The following is a 19,080-nucleotide window of genomic DNA, read 5'->3' on the forward strand; positions in this document are numbered from 1 at the left end:
TCGTGATATCTTCGTATAAGGAGGTGATCCAGCCCCAGGTTCCCCTAGGGCTACCTTGTTACGACTTCACCCCAGTCATGAACCACAAAGTGGTGAGCGTCCTCCCCGAAAGGTTAAACTACCCACTTCTTTTGCAGCCCACTCCCATGGTGTGACGGGCGGTGTGTACAAGGCCCGGGAACGTATTCACCGTGACATTCTGATTCACGATTACTAGCGATTCCGACTTCATGGAGTCGAGTTGCAGACTCCAATCCGGACTACGACGCACTTTTTGGGATTCGCTCACTATCGCTAGCTTGCTGCCCTCTGTATGCGCCATTGTAGCACGTGTGTAGCCCTACTCGTAAGGGCCATGATGACTTGACGTCGTCCCCACCTTCCTCCGGTTTATCACCGGCAGTCTCCCTGGAGTTCCCGACATTACTCGCTGGCAAACAAGGATAAGGGTTGCGCTCGTTGCGGGACTTAACCCAACATTTCACAACACGAGCTGACGACAGCCATGCAGCACCTGTCTCAGAGTTCCCGAAGGCACACCTGCGTCTCCGCTGGCTTCTCTGGATGTCAAGAGTAGGTAAGGTTCTTCGCGTTGCATCGAATTAAACCACATGCTCCACCGCTTGTGCGGGCCCCCGTCAATTCATTTGAGTTTTAATCTTGCGACCGTACTCCCCAGGCGGTCTACTTAACGCGTTAGCTCCGAAAGCCACGGCTCAAGGCCACAACCTCCAAGTAGACATCGTTTACGGCGTGGACTACCAGGGTATCTAATCCTGTTTGCTCCCCACGCTTTCGCATCTGAGTGTCAGTGTCTGTCCAGGGGGCCGCCTTCGCCACTGGTATTCCTTCAGATCTCTACGCATTTCACCGCTACACCTGAAATTCTACCCCCCTCTACAGCACTCTAGTTCACCAGTTTCAAATGCAGTTCCGAGGTTGAGCCCCGGGCTTTCACATCTGACTTAATGAACCACCTGCATGCGCTTTACGCCCAGTAATTCCGATTAACGCTCGCACCCTCCGTATTACCGCGGCTGCTGGCACGGAGTTAGCCGGTGCTTCTTCTGTTGCTAACGTCAAGAGATAACGCTATTAACGTTACCCCCTTCCTCACAACTGAAAGTACTTTACAACCCGAAGGCCTTCTTCATACACGCGGCATGGCTGCATCAGGCTTTCGCCCATTGTGCAATATTCCCCACTGCTGCCTCCCGTAGGAGTCTGGACCGTGTCTCAGTTCCAGTGTGGCTGATCATCCTCTCAGACCAGCTAGGGATCGTCGCCTTGGTGAGCCATTACCTCACCAACTAGCTAATCCCACCTAGGCATATCTTGACGCGAGAGGTCCGAAGATCCCCCTCTTTGGCCCGTAGGCATTATGCGGTATTAGCCATCGTTTCCAATGGTTATCCCCCACATCAAGGCAATTTCCTAGGCATTACTCACCCGTCCGCCGCTCGACGCCCATTAACGCACCCGAAGGATTGTTAGTGTCGTTTCCGCTCGACTTGCATGTGTTAGGCCTGCCGCCAGCGTTCAATCTGAGCCATGATCAAACTCTTCAATTTAAGATTTTGTCGGCTCAATGAATACTGACTTCAAAACTATTCTTTATAAATAAAGAATGTAATTTTAAAGCTATTACCATTCCAACAGAATGGTAATGAATTGACTGTGCCGCTTGTTGTTTTCACTTTTTAATAAAAAGCAAAACCAAAAAGCATTCGAACTATTTCTAGCTCAGGTCACTCAGTTCATTGAAACCAAAGTTGATTCCGAGGAATCTGTTTTACTTCTCTTAATTAAAAGGGAAGATAAAACGTTTTGATATTCATCAACGAGTGCCCACACAGATTGATAGGTTTAAATTGTTAAAGAGCTTTACTTATTGAGCGTTCCTTTTAGTAAGGAGCCTCTCTAAGTGGACGGCCATTCTAGCGAATTGGGTTCCAGTGTCAAACACTTTTTCCAGCTAATTTTTCAAAGCATCTTAAATGCTTAATGTCGTCTCGTTACTTAGTTCAAACCGCTTAGTTATCCCTGGCAACGGAGGCGCATTATAGAGAGAATCCCCCTTTGCACAAGGCCAAAAATGAAAAAACACCGCAGCAGGCGATCGTTCGGACACTATTCACACAAAGCGTTCAAAATAGGTACGATTACGTCTTAATTTCGACTAATCGTACCTATCGTTCTTACCTTAATTATTGGTGAGCAATAATTCGGTCGTTATTCACTAATAGCTGCACTTTCTTATCCGGATTGATTTTCCCTGCAAGTATCGCTTTCGCTAATGGGTTCTCAACACTCTGCTGAATTGCTCTTTTAAGAGGCCTCGCACCATAGACAGGATCAAAACCGACTTGAGAGATCAACTTCAGTGCTTTGTCCGACACTTCAAGCTCATAGCCATTGTCTTCCATTCGTTTCTTCAAATGCTCAAGCTGAATAGCGGCTATTGACTCAATGTGAGCTTGGCCTAATGGATGGAACACGACACTTTCATCAACACGGTTCAAAAACTCAGGGCGGAAATGCTTACCTACCACTTCCATCACCTCATTCTTTATTCCTTGGTAATCGAGCGTATTGAAGTTTTCTTGAATTCTCGAAGAGCCAAGATTAGATGTCATGATCACTACAGTATTTCTGAAATCGACCGTGCGACCTTGTCCATCGGTTAATCGTCCATCATCTAAAACCTGCAATAGAATATTGAAAACATCAGGGTGCGCTTTCTCTACCTCATCAAGCAGAATCACAGAATAAGGTTTTCGACGAACAGCTTCAGTTAAGTAACCACCTTCTTCATACCCAACGTAACCTGGAGGAGCACCAACCAAACGAGCCACTGAGTGCTTCTCCATAAACTCAGACATATCGATACGAACCATGGCATCGTCACTATCAAACATGAAGTTAGCCAATGTTTTACACAGTTCGGTTTTACCTACGCCCGTTGGACCAAGAAATAGGAAAGAACCAATCGGCTTATTTGGATCGGATAAACCAGCACGACTACGACGAATCGCATTCGATACCACTTCTACCGCTTCGGCTTGCCCAATAACCCGCTTATGCAGAACACCTTCCATTTTCAGAAGCTTCTCTTTTTCTGCCTCTAGCATTTTAGAAACCGGAATGCCGGTTTGCTTTGAAAGAACATCGGCAATTTCAGCGTCAGTTACCTTATTACGTAATAAGGTCATTTCTTGCATTTCAGCTTGAGTCGCGAGGTCTAACTGCTTCTCCAACTCTGGGATTCGACCATATTGCAATTCAGACATTCGGTTAAGATCGCCAGCACGTCGTGCAAAGTCCATATCCATACGAGCTTGTTCTAACTCTGATTTGATATGTTGCGTCCCGGAAAGCGCCGCTTTTTCAGCGTTCCAAACTTCTTCAAGCTCAGCAAAATCCCGCTCCTTCTCAGAAAGTTCACTTTGCAGCGTGCGAAGCCTCTTTTCACTGGCTTCATCATTTTCATTCGTCAGAGCTTGCTGCTCGATCTTCAATTGAATGATTTTGCGCTCGAGCTTATCTAGCGACTCAGGTTTTGAATCGATCTGCATGCGAATGCTCGAAGCCGCTTCATCAATGAGATCAATCGCCTTATCTGGTAACTGACGATCTGAAACGTATCGATGAGATAACGTTGCCGCCGCTACAATCGCTGGGTCAGTAATTTCTACATGATGGTGAAGTTCATAGCGCTCTTTCAAACCACGAAGAATCGCAACTGTGTCTTCAACGGTTGGCTCATCGACTATTACTTTTTGGAATCGACGCTCTAATGCAGGATCTTTCTCTATATATTGACGATGTTCATCGAGTGTCGTTGCGCCTACACAATGCAGCTCACCACGAGCCAATGCTGGTTTCAGCATATTACCGGCGTCCATAGAGCCTTCGCCTTTACCGGCTCCGACCATTGTGTGAATTTCATCGATGAAGAGAATAATGTTGCCCTCTTCTTTCGATAATTCGTTGAGAACTGATTTCAAGCGCTCTTCAAATTCACCACGATATTTAGCACCAGCAATCAAAGAGCCCATGTCTAATGAAAGAACTCGTCGCCCTCTCAAGCCTTCCGGTACTTCATTATTGATAATGCGCTGCGCCAAGCCTTCAACGATTGCCGTTTTTCCGACACCAGGTTCACCAATAATAACGGGGTTATTCTTAGTACGGCGTTGAAGTACTTGGATAGTACGACGGATTTCATCGTCTCGACCAATCACAGGATCTAGTTTGCCTTGCTCTGCTCTTTCGGTCAGATCAATGGTGAACTTCTCTAAAGCTTGGCGTCTATCTTCCGCATTCGGGTCATCAACCTTTTGACCACCACGAACTTGCTCGATAGCTTGAGATAGTTTTTGCTCAGTAAGGCCTAACTCTTTAAGTAAGTTACCTAGAGGTCCTTTGTCTTCTATTGCAGCGAGTAGGAATACTTCTGAAGATATGTAACTGTCTTGACGCTTTTGCGCGACCTTGTCACATAGGTTGAATAGCGTTCCCATTGCGTTAGAGAGCTGAACATCACCACCGATACCGCTTACTTTCGGCACTCGGTCTAATATTTCGCTTAATTTAGAACGCAATTGAACAACGTCAATATTCAGCATAGTGAGCAATGGACGAATCGCACTGCCATCTTGATTAAGCAAAGACACCATTAGGTGTACAGGTTCTATATATTGGTGATCACGACCTAATGCGAGCGACTGAGCATCAGATATCGCAATTTGGAATTTACTAGTGAATCGATCGAGACGCATGCCAACCTTCCTACTCTTAGATATGTTTATCTTATGGTTAGAAGATGGATACGGTAACGCAGATTTTCAAGGGATAAGGATGAAGAATAGAGCTGATATGAAAATATAAATGAACTGGATGAGTGGTTGTGCTAGTCAGAGATTACTCTAACCAAATAAATGTCGCCTGACGTCCAGTAATACCATCACGACGATAAGAATAGAAAGCATCTGAATCTGCGTATGTACATAGATTCGAATCTGTAACCGAAGTCACGCCAACTTTCATTAGTCGTTGAGTCGCAAGTTGAGACATGTTTGCTAACCACTTGCCAGGTTCAGATTTAGCTTTAAATGCTAATTTCGCTTGAGGGTCAAAACGAACAAAAGCGTCCAACACATCGTTGCCAACCTCAAATGCATCTTTACCAATTGCAGGACCAAGCCAAGCAATGATCTGATTATCTGAATCTAGGTTTGAAAACTTTGCGACGGCATTTTCAAGAATACCACCAGCAAGACCACGCCAACCCGCATGAACGGCAGCAACTTGAGTGCCTTTGGTATCGGTAAGGATGACTGGTAAGCAATCGGCTGTCATCGCAGAACACACAACACCCTTTGCAGTGGTAAATGCACCATCCGCATCAAGCACATTCGCCACAGGTTCTAAAACTGTAACGACATCCGTTGAGTGAGTTTGATTTAGCCATACTGGAGCTGTGGGCATCTTAGATTGTTGCTTTAGCCATATTCGATTGCTTTCAACAAGCGAAGTATCATCCCCAACGTGCATACCGAGGTTTAACCCTTGATAAGCACCTGTAGAACAACCATCGAAACGAGTCGAAGCAAATGCTTTCACGTTTTGAAGAGCGTTCCAGTCAGGGATGATCATTGACACGATTAAATGTCGTCTTCTATGTTTTCACGAGCATCAACACGCAACGCTTCAGCCATCACAACCATGTCATTTGGCACAGGTGCGTGGAACTCTACTTCTTCACCAGTAATCGGGTGAACAAATTTAAGCATAACCGCGTGTAGCGCTTGGCGATCAAAAGAACGAATCATTGTCGTTAGCTCTTCAGATGCACCTTTTGGAATACGTGCACGACCACCGTACGCGATATCACCTAACAGAGGGTGCTGAAGGTATGACATGTGAACACGGATTTGGTGAGTACGACCCGTTTCTAGGCGCAGACGAATACGAGTATGTTCGCGGAAGTGCTCCGCAACACGGTAGTGAGTTACCGCAGGCTTACCCAGTTCATTTACGTCCATTAACGTACGCTTAGTTGCATGACGGCTAATGCCTTTCTCAACCACACCACCTGCTGTCATTTTACCGATAGCAATTGCTTCATATTCACGAGTAATACGACGTTTAGCAAGAGCTCGCACAAGGCGAGTTTGAGCTGGAACCGTTTTAGCCACAACCATAAGACCAGTTGTGTCTTTATCCAGACGGTGCACAATACCCGCACGAGGTACTTCAGCAATTTGAGGGTAATGGAAAAGCAATGCGTTTAGTATGGTTCCATCCGGCGTACCTGCACCTGGGTGTACAACCAGATCGCGAGGTTTATTGATAACCAATAAATCATCATCTTCATAGACAATGTCTAACGGAATATCTTGTGCTTCCCAGCGCTCTTCATCCGCAAGCTCCGCTTGTAGGATGATCGCTTCACCGCCCAAAACTATGGTGCGCGGTTTAGTGATAACTTCGCCATCCACTTGGATTTTGCCGTCAAGAAGCCACTCTTTAATACGAGAGCGAGAAAAATCGGTAAATAGTTCAGCGACAGCTTGGTCTAAACGTTGACCTAACTGGCTGCTTTTTACTGTGTCTGTTAATGTTATCTGCTGAGCCATATCGAACTTTTTTAAAAACCGTGAGACTAATACCCATTAGTATGGATAAAATAGAATAATTGCATCATTGTATCTGTTACTGGTTAGAAAGTAACGGAAGCTTACGAAATATTTAATTCAAGGAATCGACGCCTGACATGAAACACCTTACTTTATCGGGTCTATTAGCCGTATCACTCTTAGTTGGCTGTTCAAGTACTGAAGAAATAGTACCGGATGTACCACCATCGGTTCTTTACTCTGACGCTCAAGAGTCCCTACAGAGCGGTAGCTGGCTTTCTGCAATCGAAAAGCTCGAAGCCTTAGACTCTCGTTACCCATTCGGCGCCTATTCGGAACAAGTACAGCTAGATCTGATTTACGCGTACTACAAAAATGATGACTTGGCGTTAGGCCTTGCCACCATTTCTCGATTCCTACGCTTAAACCCGACTCATGAAAAACAAGACTGGGTGCTTTACATGCGCGGCCTAACGCACATGGCACAAGACCGAAACTTCATGCACGACATTTTTAATATCGACCGTAGTGACCGAGATCCAGAACCAGTGAAACTCGCGTTTGCTGACTTCAAACGACTACTGGAACGCTTCCCTAGCAGCCCTTATGCAGAAGATGCGCAAAAACGCATGTTCGCACTTAAGAACCGCCTCGCAGAGTATGACTTAGCAACCGCTGATTTCTACCTACGCCGTGAAGCTTGGATTGCAGCTGTAAACCGAACACAAGAGCTGCAGAAGACTTACCCAGACACAATTGCTGCACGTAAGTCTTTGGATATTCAGTTAGAAGCTTATAAACAACTAGGTTTAGAAGACGCAGCTTCAAGAACAGAAAAATTGATTGAGTTAAACCCACTGCCTTAACCAACGTTGTCATATTCATTCGAAAACGCGCTAATTTATTAGCGCGTTTTTTTTGAACTTAATTTCGTAAACTTGATGAATCGCATAATACACGGTATCTTCAAAAGATAACTTTTAACAAAACATCAACATGGAGTGTGGATGTGAGTAGGTTGTTATTATTTATCTGGATATCGCTATTTAGCCAATTATCCTACGCATTAGAACTGTCCCCGTTAAGCAACGAGCCTTACATGGGTGACTTAGATGTGCTCAAAACCAAAGGAACAGTTAGAGTGCTCGTGTCTGCTGATCTTGGTTTTTATTATATCGAGGATGGCAAACCAAAAGGCATCGTGGCTGAAATGCTCTACCACTTTGAGAAGAGCCTTCGTAAGAAACACCCTTACCTCAATGTTCAAATCATCCCAGTGCAGCGAGATGATCTACTTCCCTCATTAGAATCTGGTTATGGCGACGTCGCTGTCGCGAACCTGACGATCACCGACAAGCGATTACGAATCATCGATTTTTCCGAGCCAATGATTAAAGATGGAAAAGAACTGATTATCACAGGAAAGAATTCAGCCCCTATCACCGAAATCAAGCAACTGAGCGGTAAAGAGGTATGGATCCGTGCAAGTTCGAGTTACTTCGAGAGTGTACAAAGAGTCAATAAAGAACTAAATGAATTAGACTTACCACCGCTGCATGTCCACTTTATTGAGGAGTCATTACAAGACTACGAGCTGATAGAGTTGGTCAACCAAGGCTATATACAAGGCACAATCCTAGATAGCCATAAAGCAAAGTTATGGACTGACGTAATGGAAAACATTCAGGTCCATCACGATTTCCCCTTACGTGAAAATGGCCAAATAGCGTGGGCATTAAGAAAAAACAGCCCTCAACTAACAAAAGAGATCAACAAATACGTCAAGACGGCACGAACAGGTACCCTACTTGGAAATGTTATCTATCAGAAATACATCGACAACACTCGCTGGTTAGGTAGAGCGCTCAACCCAAATAAAATAGACCGAGTGGCTAAGCTGTCAGATGTTTTTGAAAAGTATTCGAGTCAATACGAATTCGACCCTTTGATGATGTCTGCACAAGGATTCCAAGAGTCTGGACTGGATCAAAGCCGAGTTTCTCATCGTGGAGCTATTGGTGTGATGCAGGTGTTGCCAAGTACCGCCAAAGACAAAAACGTCAACATCAAAAACATACATAAGGTGGATAACAACATCCATGCGGGTGTGAAATACATGCGTTTCATTAAGGACAGGTATTTTGACGACCCTGCGATTACGCCAGATAACCAAATCTACTTCACTTTGGCTTCTTACAACGCTGGTCCTGCTAAGATCAGAAAGATGAGGCGCATTGCCAAGCAGAAAGGTTACAACCCAAACATCTGGTTTAAAAACGTAGAAATCATCACTCGTAAATACGTGAGCAAAGAACCGGTGACCTATGTCGCCAACATCAACCGTTACTTTGTAATCTATAAGCAGCTACAAGCTATCAATGCTATCCGAGAAAATGGGACAGCCAGACTACTCAAAACCAACGATTAGTTTGTCTTCAACCCTAAGAGCCAGGGGCACTAAGGCACTAAGGCACTAAGGCACTAAGGCAAATTAAAAACACAAAAGCCGCATAAGAAAACTTATGCGGCTTTTGCTTATCAAATTCAGAGAAAGCTTATATAGCGATATATATCACGAGATCTACATCACAAAACACTATTGAGTAAATTTCAATCAAACACTTTCAATAAGCTGTAAGACGCCCCTAAAAACTGGTTTAATTTTTAGCGAAGCCTTGCCTCCAAGTTATCGTTTTTCATAGAGATAACAAGCATTTTTCGCCAAAAAGATACTAAGACTTGCGTGAGATCACATTTGATTTTAATGCTTATCCCACCCAACCAAAACAAGATCTAGATCACATTCTTTATTCCTAAAAGTCGTAATCTGAAGTTAACCCATGAGGGATACAACAGAGGAAAACTTCTATGAAAATGAACATCACTGGTAAAAACATCGACATTACCTCTGCAATCCGTGATCACATAGAAAGCAAATTTAAAAAGCTGGATAAATGGCAAGTAGACATCATTGGCTGCCAAGCGAGCTTTAGCGAAGAACCAAACAAGAAGAAAAAATTTGAAGCGGTTCTAACCGTACCAAAAGGCCAACTTGTTGCTTCATCAATCCATGACGACCTCTACGTAGCTATCAACGAAGTAGAACAAAAACTAGAGCGTCAACTCAACAAGCTACGCCATAAACCTGAAGCGCGCCGCGCTGAAAAGCCTGAAATCGAAGAGCTAGAAGCTGAAGTAGAATAAGGAAAGAGAACAGATTAAAAAATAGCGCCTCAGGGCGCTATTTTTTTGCTTGACGCTCGTAGCTCGCTTGCTTATTGTGTTTAAACATTCATAAAACAATCACTTTTTATGCACACTCAATCTTTGTTTATTTTTGACTTCTTTTTTCTTCCGTAAATCGGAGGCTGAGTCGTTTTAGAAAAACAAGTCAAAAACGAACAAGAAGCCTCCCACACTAGGGAGGCTTTTTTATAAGGACACATTTATGACTGACCGCTCAATTTCACTGGATGATATCCGCCTTCGTCTTAATGATTTAGATGACGAACTGCTGAGTTTACTTTCCGAACGTCGCAAACTCAGTATCGAAGTTGCGAAAAGCAAGGTAGAAACATCAAAGCCTGTACGCGATGCCGTTCGTGAGCAGCAGCTTCTGGTTAAGCTGATCAACAACGGCAAAGATAAATATGAGCTTGATGCGCAGTACATTACTAAACTGTTTCACACCATCATCGAAGATTCCGTTTTACTACAGCAGTCATACTTACAAAACCTAGCGAACCCGCAAAGCCGTAAACCTCTGGCTCGCGTTGCATTCTTAGGCTCTAAGGGATCATATTCTCATCTTGCTAGCCGTGAATATTTCAGCCGTAAGAATATGGAATTGATAGAGCTTAACTGCAATCATTTCAAAGAAGTGGCATCGACGGTGGAATCTGGTCATGCAGATTACGGTGTGTTGCCGATTGAGAACACCAGTTCAGGTTCAATCAACGAGGTCTACGACCTACTGCAACACACAACGCTTTATATCGTAGGTGAACTGTCTCAACCAATCGAACACTGCTTGGTTGCGAAAAATGATATTCGTTTAGAAGACATCAAAACCCTCTATTCACACCCACAACCTCACCAACAGTGCAGTGAGTTTTTGAGTCGTCTTAAAGGTGTAAGCCTTGAGTCTTGCGCAAGTACAGCTGATGCAATGAAGAAGGTTAAAGATCTGGAGGGCGATGATGTAGCAGCAATTGGCAATGCATCGAGCGGCAAGCTTTATGGGCTTCAGCCAATCCAAGGCAACATTGCAAACCAAACTGAGAACCACACTCGTTTCATCGTTGTGGCGCGTAAACCGGTAGAAGTATCAACTCAAATCCCAGCTAAAACGACACTGATCATGTCGACTTCTCAAGAGGCGGGTTCTTTGGTAGAAACTCTACTAATCCTACAACGCTTGGGCATCAACATGACTAAGCTGGAATCTCGTCCTATCATGGGCAACCCATGGGAAGAGATGTTCTACGTTGATTTAGAAGCACATTTGGATGCAGATAATATGCAGCAAGCGATAACGGAACTAACTGCCATTACTCGTCACCTTAAAGTGTTGGGTTGTTATCCAAGTGAAAACATCAAAGCCACGCAGGTTAAGTTGTCATAGCTTTTAACGAACATAAGCTCTTAACAAACATAAGTTTTCAGCGAATATAAGCTTTGGTGAACATAAGCTTTTGGCAAACATAAGTTTTTAACGAACAAACGTTTAAAGCTGGCATAAGTTTAAATCTGCTATAACCATTTGGCCTACAGTAGGCCAAATGCTAAAACCAGCGGCTAGTGGAATAACTCGTACTCAGGAATACTCACACTACGCATTCCTGAGACATGACTCGATTATTTCACTGGCTGTACATGCCTTCTAACCCACACCATTCAACACCTTCTTAACAAAAAACTCATTAGTGGCTTTTTTATCAATAAAGACAAAACCTTACCCCCTTCACAGGAAATCATCGAACTACGTGTAATTAATAGCGAGTAAGTATTAAGTAACATAAACTTACGCGCTTAAATTATAAATAGTGTTGTCATTAACTATGAAGCTAAGTACTAAAATCTTACTACTGATAACCCCTGTGATACTGATCAGTACCGCAGCTTCTAGCTATATTATTTATTCAACGCAGAAAAGCAGTTTTATCAAACGCGAAGACAACGCACTTCAGCTAAACATGGAAAAGTTGGCAGGATATTTTCGACAGTCTCGCTCGTTCCTAAATAGCTACTCTTACACCTTGACCCAAAGTGACATGGTGAAGCGTTACTTTCTCACTGAACAAAACCTATCTCGCGATCTTGAACTGGTTAGTAACCTTCGAGAAGCCATACACTTCTTGCAAGATGACGATGAAAGCTATACCGGGTTAGCGCTTCTCAATAGTCAGCGAAAATTGAGTTATTACGCTGATAATAACAGCGACTCACGCACTCAGATTGACAGCAAAATATTGGATTTTGTGGATCAGTACTATCAAGACACCTTAGCAGCATCAAGTACCAACTATATTCAAAACTCTCAAGGTGAAGGGATGTTGGTTCACTACGAGAAGGTAGACAAGAAAACGATTTTCCCAACTGCAAACAATCACCCCGACGATGTGTTCTTTGTTGTTGTGTCAGTCTCTCTCGATAAATTTAATGCGCTGAGAAAACAGATAGAGTTCGACTACCAAACCAGCTTATTCTTCACATCTATAGCGGTTTCTCTGGAAAATAATGTCACCCACTCAGTCAAGCTTGCGCCAGAACTTTACGCCACCGTTGACCCGGCGCCATTCCTATTGGAAAACAAGCTCGAATCAATTTGGAATAAGCTGAGTTTGTCTTTTGCACTATCCGCGTTTGTGACGGTTGCTCTGCTACTCATGCTTTTGTCTCGCAGTGTGATATCCCCGATAACACGACTCGACCGACAACTGCAGCAAGTCGAGAAAAAACAACGTAAGAACATCGAACGTTTAGGCACTCGTGATGAGCTTGGCCGCCTATCACAGCGTTTTTATGACATGTACCAAGAGTTAGATAACACCTACCAACAGACCAAGCTATTGGCCGAGAATGATCAATTAACCCAAATAGCCAATAGGCATCAATTTCAAACCTTCGTTCAGCAATCATTACCCAAGCCTAGCTCGAATACCGAAACCTGGGTTCTCTACTTTGACCTAGATAACTTCAAGTTTGTGAATGACAAATATGGACATCAAATCGGCGACTCCATTCTGGTCAGTTTTGCTCAGCGTATTTCCGATATTTGTAGCCACTATAAAACAGAATTTGACGCTCATTGTATGCCAGCCCGACTTTCTGGAGACGAGTTCGTTGTGTACATTAACGCTCCTACTCGCCAAGGGAATATCGCGCATAGATTCTCTGATAGCTTACTGACGCCACTACAAAAAGGTTTTATCACAGAATCAGGGAGCTTTCCGATCACGGTCAGTATTGGTATTGCGACCTACCCCAATGATGGCCACTCCATCGAAAAGCTACTGTCGAACGCTGATACCGCGATGTACCAAGCCAAACGTGCAGGTAAAAACCAATTTGCTGACTATTCACGAGATTTAGACAAAGCGATTCAACGCCAAGCAAACATTGAACGCGCACTCAGAGACAAGAACTTTGATGATGAATTTAGGCTCGTTTATATGCCGTACATGGATTCAACAGGAACCCATGTTATTGGTGTTGAGGTGTTATTACGTTGGAATTCGGAGCAACTAGGCTTGGTTCCACCTGATGAATTCATTCCAATTGCCGAGCAAACAGGATTATTCGATCAGGTTGATCAGTGGGTCATTCAGAATGCATTTGCTTCTTTTCACCGACTTCAGGCTCAATTTGATCACTCAATTCAATTGTCGATTAACTTATCTTCTGCTGGGATTGAAACGACTGATCTTGCTGACTTCATCAAAGAGCACGCCGATTTAAATCGAATTCCGCCGAGTTTGATTGATTTTGAAATTACCGAAACCTTTTACTCAAACTCTGAAGGTTTTCCGCTGCTTAACGAACTCTCTGATATGGGATATCGATTAGCCATTGATGACTTTGGATCTGGCTACACCTCCATCACTCAACTGGTGCAGTATCCAACTCAAAAAATTAAGCTCGATAAAGCCTTTTTAGACACCTTAATTGAGACCGATAATCAGAACATAGTGAAACCGGTTATCGGGTTATGTCATGCTCAGGGTAAGAAGGTCACAGCCGAGGGCATCGAAACTGAAAGCATGCATCAGTGGTTGCAAGAAGCACAGTGCGATATGCTGCAAGGCTATTACTTCGGTAAACCTATGCCATTAGAAGAACTGAGTGATTGGTACCGACAACATCAACTCAATTTAATCGATAAAAAAAAGAATCCAATACATGAAATCTGTAATCATCGCATCGCTGAACCCAGCTAAAATTAACGCCGTTAAAAGTGCATTCTTATCTGCTTTTCCTGATACTGAATTTGATTTCAAAGGCATCAGCGTCCCTAGCGGTGTCTCTGATCAACCGATGAGCAACGACGAGACCTATCAAGGTGCGGTAAATCGCGTTCACAACGCAACTCAAGCTCAACCTGATGCGGATTTTTATGTTGGATTAGAGTCTGGAATAGAAGGAAAGGTTACATTTGCTTGGATGGTCGTTGAAGCAAACGGTCAGCGCGGAGAATCTCGCTCAGCAAGCTTGATGCTGCCACCCGTTGTGCTTGATAAACTCCAGCATGCGAATGAGCTAGGTGATGTGATGGATGAAGTATTCGGCACCGACAACATAAAGCAAAAAGGCGGTGCGATTGGCTTATTGACACATAACCAACTATCTCGCAGTTCTGTATATAGCCAAGCTTTAATCCTAGCGCTGATCCCATTTGTTAACCCTAAGCACTTCCCTGCTTAGTCTTGTTTAAGAAACACGATATTTCGCCTCTCTAGAGGTAATATCATTGAGCGGGATAAAAACAAAAAACGCTAACCTATGGTTAGCGTTTTTATCAAGCTCTTAGGCTTACTGTTTAAATGCTTACTTAAGTAACAGCTCTGCAATTGCCGCTTTCTCTTGCTCAGATTTAGCCTTTAGCTCATTAGAGCCTCGCGTGATCGTAGCCACACCCACACCTAACATTTGGCTCACCTGTCTTTGTGACATGTCCCCTTTCATGAGTTCACAAAGAATATTCACTCGAGCGACCAAAACATCTCGCTCATCAGGTGTCATCATCATGGTCAACAACAGTTCATGCTGATCTTTCTCAGCCGCTGTTTTTACCAAATCCATTAGTTGTTGCCAATTCTCATATTCAGGTTGTGATGCCATATTTCTACACTTACTTTTAAATTTTGGCTTGAAGTAGCCGCTTAATGATTGAAAGCGTTTAACACTTTATACCGAAACACTTACTTTGATCCAATGTAAAAAGGCAGCAAGTGGAACTGGTTCGCACTCACTGCCTTTAATATTACTCAGTTTCGGAGAAAGTACCGAACCCCTAGTATTTCGTTTCGGCCTCATGGGGCGCTAAAAACATCCCTTTCTCGCCCAAGATATCTCGATAGTAGGTCTCAAACATCAAGATATTCTGAACATAGCCACGAGTCTCCTTGAATGGGATCATTTCGATAAAGGCGTACGCATCTAACTTTTCATCACTGCGTGAACGCCACTGTTTTACTCGGCTCGGACCTGCGTTGTATGCAGCGAAAGCAAAAATGCGGTTGTTATCATATTGAGACAGCAGTCCATCTAGGTAGTGACTGCCAATCTCAATGTTCTTGCTCACATCGTAAAGATCATCACTACCCTGGTACTTAATCTGATGCTTCTTCGCTGTATATTGAGCCGTCTTCGGCATGATTTGCATGATACCGCGAGCTCCAACAGGAGAGCGAGCTTCTGAATCCATTGCACTCTCTTGTCTCGCTAAAGACATCAAAGTGATTGGGTTGATATCGTGCTTTTCAGCGTAGAAGTTAAACCACCACTTATGGGCGACAGGGAAACGTAACGCAATGTTGTCCCACATCTTCGCCGAGATACTCGCTGTCACTGTAAAGTGATTCCAACGCTGTGTCGCGGCATAAGCGGCAAGCATTGATTTCTGCTCTTTATCAGCATTGGTTAACAACCAACGCCATTCACTCTTCGCTGCCGCTATTTTATCTCGGTCAATCAGCTCGCCGATTCGAACCAAAGAAGTCTCAAATGGCTTTACTGTTTCAGCGTTGTATTTGAGTGTCGATGTTGGGTACTGAACTGGCTTACCTAATTGCTTAGCGGCAGCCACACTGTAGAAATTACGCTGACCCAAAATGTCTGACAGTCGTTTGTTACCTTCAGCAGTCTCGCCTAGCGCTATCTCAGCTCTGCCCTGCCAATACTGCCAACGAAGCGAAGCTTGATGTTTATCATCTAAGCGCGCAATCCACTCTTTCAAGCCAGTCCAATCGGCATGTTGAATCGCTAAGCGAGCACGTCGTTCCAACAAAACTTGTTTTGATGAGCTCGCGAGCATTTTGTCTCGCCACGCCATCAGCTCTTCAGAATCGGTATTGATCAAACGGAACGTGAGGTAATCCGCTAACTCTTGAGATTTTTCTTTAGATAGCTTTTGAGCTTTCACTACATCATCAAAAACCTCTTGAGCGCTGCTTGCTGATTTCCTTGCGAGCTTCTTAAAACCAAATTCGGTTTGAGCTTGGTAGAATTCATTCGCTGGGTGCTTCTTAGCAAACGCGAGTACATTTTCAGGCTTGTTGTACAACGCCTTCATCTGCTTAGCTTGAGCAATTGACTCATCATGATCCAATTGCTTGATCAGATAGGTCATTAACTTGCCGTTTCGTTTATCAAACGCCAATAGCATTCGCTGTAATATCAGCTCATCCGTTCTTAAATCCGCTTCATCCCAACTTTCGAAGAGCGGATCACAGCTATCATCGACACCACTGCCACTCAACCAAAGCTGCTTCGCACCTTTGAAGGCGAGCTCTTTGTTTCCTTGCTCATAATTCGCACGGTAGTAGATACATTGATATTTTTCACCAACAGGCTCTTTGGTTTGAAACTCAAGGATCGTCTTCCACTGTTTTTGAGCCGCCAATAAATCTAAATAAGGCGCACGCATACGATTCGAAAATGGTAGGGCTTTATTCTCTTCAATAAAGGCATCCACTTCAGTAGGTGTGCGATCACCTAAGCCTAATAAGAAGGCGCGATAATCAGTGTAAGGCGTTAACGGATATGTTTGAATTTTGTTACGTAGCGCAGCGTAAGCTTCTAGATCACGGTTGTCTAAAACCTCTTGCGCTCTGTCATAAACATCACGCTGCATTTCAAGCTTGGAGGCATTGCTAGCCATAGCCATCGGAGCCAGTGAAAATGAAGACAAAATTGCCGATGCAGCCACAGCAATTTTCGTATTACCAATGCGGAAAAACATTCGCTCTTTCCTTAGTGCGTGTATGAATACGTGAAGTCTATTTACGCCCGACATCACATCAAATGTAAAGAGATTGAGTGTAAATATTATTAATATTTAACACTTCGCCTCAGAAGCTTATTAAATATAGTTTTAATGACCAATGTGACAATAATAGGTAAGGATTAGTTCAAGAATGGCTTTTCTGTCCTAGGAGTAACATCTTTGGGGATATTGGTATAAAATAGACGACAATTTTGAACAATAAATTAGGATCGATCGGCAATGGCTGAATACGTATATACCATGTCTCGGGTGAGCAAAACTGTTCCACCTAAGCGTCAAATTCTTAAAGACATTTCTCTTAGCTTTTTTCCTGGCGCTAAAATCGGTGTTTTGGGTCTAAATGGTTCAGGTAAATCTACCCTACTACGTATCATGGCTGGTATTGATACTGATATTGATGGTGAAGCTCGTGCACAACAAGGTCTTAAAGTCGGTTACCTACCGCAAGAGCCTGTACTAGACGAATCAAAAACAGTGCGTGAAATCGTAGAAGAAGCGGTTTCTGATGTTGCAGACGCACTTAAACGTATCGATGCAGTATATGCAGCTTACGCTGAACCAGATGCAGATTTCGATGCGCTTGCTAAAGAACAAGGCGAGCTTGAAGCACTGATCCAAGCGAAAGACGGCCACAACCTAGAGACAGCTCTAGAGCGCGCAGCTGACGCACTTCGTCTTCCTGAGTGGGATGCGAAAATCGAACTCCTATCCGGTGGTGAACGTCGTCGTGTTGCGATCTGTCGTCTACTTCTAGAGAAGCCAGACATGCTGCTTCTTGATGAACCAACTAACCACTTGGATGCAGAATCAGTTGCTTGGCTTGAGCACTTCCTTGTTGATTACAGCGGTACTGTTGTGGCAATTACCCACGACCGTTACTTCCTAGACAACGCTGCTGGCTGGATTCTAGAACTTGACCGTGGTGAAGGTATTCCATGGGAAGGTAACTACACATCTTGGCTAGAACAGAAAGATGAGCGTCTAAAACAAGAAAAATCAGGCGAAAGCGCACGTCAAAAGACAATCGAGAAAGAACTTGAGTGGGTTCGTCAGAATCCTAAAGGCCGTCAGGCTAAGTCTAAAGCTCGTATGGCTCGTTTTGAAGAACTCACAACTGGCCAATACCAGAAGCGTAACGAAACCAACGAACTGTTCATCCCGCCAGGTGAGCGTTTAGGTGACAAGGTACTTGAAGTTAAGAACCTAACGAAGTCATTTGGTGATCGCGTTCTTATCGATGACCTATCATTCAGCATGCCTAAAGGCGCTATTGTGGGTATCGTAGGTGCCAACGGTGCAGGTAAATCAACACTATTCAAGATGCTAAGCGGCGCAGAACAGCCAGATTCAGGTTCAGTTGAATTAGGCGAAACGGTTAAGCTTGCTTCTGTTGATCAGTTCCGTGACAGCATGGACGACACCAAAACAGTATTCCAAGAGATCTCTGAAGGCGCTGATATCATTAAGATCAACAACTTCGAAATCCCTGCACGTGCTTACTGTTCTCGTTTCAACTTCAAAGGCAACGACCAACAGAAAATCATCGGTCAGCTTTCTGGTGGTGAACGTAACCGTGTTCACCTTGCGAAACTGCTGAAAGCGGGCGGCAACGTACTGCTACTCGATGAACCAACCAATGACCTTGATGTCGAAACTCTACGTGCACTTGAAGAAGCGCTGCTTGAGTTCCCTGGCTGTGCAATGGTTATCTCGCATGACCGTTGGTTCCTTGACCGTATTGCGACCCATATCTTAGACTACCGTGATGAAGGTCAAGTTAACTTCTACGAAGGTAACTATACTGAATACACAGAGTGGCTGAAAAAGACTCTGGGCGCACAAGCGGCTGAACCGCACCGTATCAAGTACAAGCGTATTGCTAAGTAAATTAGCTTGTATTTTGAACAAAGGCCGCGATAATAGCGGCCTTTG

12 protein-coding genes, 1 rRNA gene and 1 other annotated feature are annotated in these 19,080 nt (G+C 43.9%); of the genes, 7 read left to right on the forward strand and 6 right to left on the reverse strand.

Annotated features, from left to right (window positions below):
* Nucleotides 1–16 precede the first annotated feature (16 nt).
* The 4 genes from AACU28_RS21805 to rluD all read right to left on the reverse strand — a co-directional run bounded on the left by AACU28_RS21805 (nt 17) and on the right by rluD (nt 6,641).
* Nucleotides 17–1,571, reverse strand: a 16S ribosomal RNA gene (locus AACU28_RS21805).
* A 636-nt stretch (nt 1,572–2,207) separates the two neighbouring features.
* On the reverse strand, nt 2,208–4,781 hold the full coding sequence (clpB, locus tag AACU28_RS21810) for an ATP-dependent chaperone ClpB (RefSeq protein WP_017077748.1): 2,574 nt from the start codon (nt 4,779–4,781) through the stop codon (nt 2,208–2,210).
* Between the two features lie 142 nt (nt 4,782–4,923).
* Nucleotides 4,924–5,658: a peptidoglycan editing factor PgeF gene (gene pgeF, locus AACU28_RS21815; RefSeq protein WP_121603587.1), complete on the reverse strand. Its 735-nt coding sequence runs from the start codon at nt 5,656–5,658 to the stop codon at nt 4,924–4,926.
* Nucleotides 5,659–5,666: 8 nt separating this feature from the next.
* A complete protein-coding gene (gene rluD, locus AACU28_RS21820; RefSeq protein WP_009848467.1) occupies nt 5,667–6,641 on the reverse strand; it encodes a 23S rRNA pseudouridine(1911/1915/1917) synthase RluD in 975 nt (324 codons plus the stop codon).
* Nucleotides 6,642–6,778: 137 nt separating this feature from the next.
* Between rluD and AACU28_RS21825 the strand changes: the two genes are divergently transcribed.
* The 6 genes from AACU28_RS21825 (at nt 6,779) to yjjX (ending at nt 14,564) form a co-directional block, all read left to right on the forward strand.
* On the forward strand, nt 6,779–7,507 hold the full coding sequence (locus tag AACU28_RS21825) for an outer membrane protein assembly factor BamD (protein ID WP_004735032.1): 729 nt from the start codon (nt 6,779–6,781) through the stop codon (nt 7,505–7,507).
* Nucleotides 7,508–7,644: 137 nt separating this feature from the next.
* Entirely contained in the window at nt 7,645–9,069 is a 1,425-nt protein-coding gene (locus tag AACU28_RS21830; protein WP_310794056.1) for an MltF family protein, read from the forward strand.
* Between the two features lie 440 nt (nt 9,070–9,509).
* Nucleotides 9,510–9,845, forward strand: coding sequence for a ribosome hibernation-promoting factor, HPF/YfiA family (gene hpf / locus AACU28_RS21835; protein ID WP_004735034.1), 336 nt, complete (start codon nt 9,510–9,512; stop codon nt 9,843–9,845).
* Between the two features lie 110 nt (nt 9,846–9,955).
* Nucleotides 9,956–10,077, forward strand: a sequence feature (Phe leader region).
* Between the two features lie 12 nt (nt 10,078–10,089).
* The gene (pheA, locus tag AACU28_RS21840) at nt 10,090–11,265 is read left to right on the forward strand and encodes a prephenate dehydratase (protein ID WP_004735035.1); all 1,176 of its coding nucleotides are present in this window, start codon (nt 10,090–10,092) and stop codon (nt 11,263–11,265) included.
* Between the two features lie 436 nt (nt 11,266–11,701).
* Nucleotides 11,702–14,080: a putative bifunctional diguanylate cyclase/phosphodiesterase gene (locus AACU28_RS21845; protein WP_061024580.1), complete on the forward strand. Its 2,379-nt coding sequence runs from the start codon at nt 11,702–11,704 to the stop codon at nt 14,078–14,080.
* Nucleotides 14,043–14,564 (forward strand): inosine/xanthosine triphosphatase, encoded by a 522-nt coding sequence (gene yjjX / locus AACU28_RS21850; RefSeq protein WP_017087561.1) that lies wholly within the window; start codon nt 14,043–14,045, stop codon nt 14,562–14,564. The genes AACU28_RS21845 and yjjX overlap by 38 nt, the downstream gene beginning before the upstream one ends.
* Nucleotides 14,565–14,687: 123 nt before the next feature.
* Here the strand turns inward: yjjX and trpR are convergent, their stop codons facing one another.
* Nucleotides 14,688–14,981, reverse strand: a complete 294-nt coding sequence (gene trpR / locus AACU28_RS21855) for a trp operon repressor (protein WP_121603588.1) — start codon at nt 14,979–14,981, stop codon at nt 14,688–14,690.
* Nucleotides 14,982–15,153: 172 nt separating this feature from the next.
* On the reverse strand, nt 15,154–17,103 hold the full coding sequence (sltY, locus tag AACU28_RS21860; RefSeq protein WP_121603589.1) for a murein transglycosylase: 1,950 nt from the start codon (nt 17,101–17,103) through the stop codon (nt 15,154–15,156).
* A gap of 264 nt (nt 17,104–17,367) precedes the next feature.
* Between sltY and ettA the strand changes: the two genes are divergently transcribed.
* Nucleotides 17,368–19,035, forward strand: a complete 1,668-nt coding sequence (ettA, locus tag AACU28_RS21865) for an energy-dependent translational throttle protein EttA (protein ID WP_004735040.1) — start codon at nt 17,368–17,370, stop codon at nt 19,033–19,035.
* The last annotated feature ends 45 nt before the right edge of the window (nt 19,036–19,080 follow it).

Source organism: Vibrio sp. SBT000027, assembly GCF_963894355.1.
Taxonomy (GTDB): domain Bacteria; phylum Pseudomonadota; class Gammaproteobacteria; order Enterobacterales; family Vibrionaceae; genus Vibrio; species Vibrio splendidus.

Coding starts and splice junctions, on each gene's coding strand:
- yjjX (WP_017087561.1), top strand. CDS start 14,043: ATGAAATCTGTAATCATCGCATCGCTGAACCCAGCTAAAATTAACGCC.
- pgeF (WP_121603587.1), bottom strand. CDS start 5,658: ATGATCATCCCTGACTGGAACGCTCTTCAAAACGTGAAAGCATTTGCT.
- clpB (WP_017077748.1), bottom strand. CDS start 4,781: ATGCGTCTCGATCGATTCACTAGTAAATTCCAAATTGCGATATCTGAT.
- rluD (WP_009848467.1), bottom strand. CDS start 6,641: ATGGCTCAGCAGATAACATTAACAGACACAGTAAAAAGCAGCCAGTTA.
- AACU28_RS21825 (WP_004735032.1), top strand. CDS start 6,779: ATGAAACACCTTACTTTATCGGGTCTATTAGCCGTATCACTCTTAGTT.
- AACU28_RS21845 (WP_061024580.1), top strand. CDS start 11,702: ATGAAGCTAAGTACTAAAATCTTACTACTGATAACCCCTGTGATACTG.
- trpR (WP_121603588.1), bottom strand. CDS start 14,981: ATGGCATCACAACCTGAATATGAGAATTGGCAACAACTAATGGATTTG.
- ettA (WP_004735040.1), top strand. CDS start 17,368: ATGGCTGAATACGTATATACCATGTCTCGGGTGAGCAAAACTGTTCCA.
- hpf (WP_004735034.1), top strand. CDS start 9,510: ATGAAAATGAACATCACTGGTAAAAACATCGACATTACCTCTGCAATC.
- sltY (WP_121603589.1), bottom strand. CDS start 17,103: ATGTTTTTCCGCATTGGTAATACGAAAATTGCTGTGGCTGCATCGGCA.
- pheA (WP_004735035.1), top strand. CDS start 10,090: ATGACTGACCGCTCAATTTCACTGGATGATATCCGCCTTCGTCTTAAT.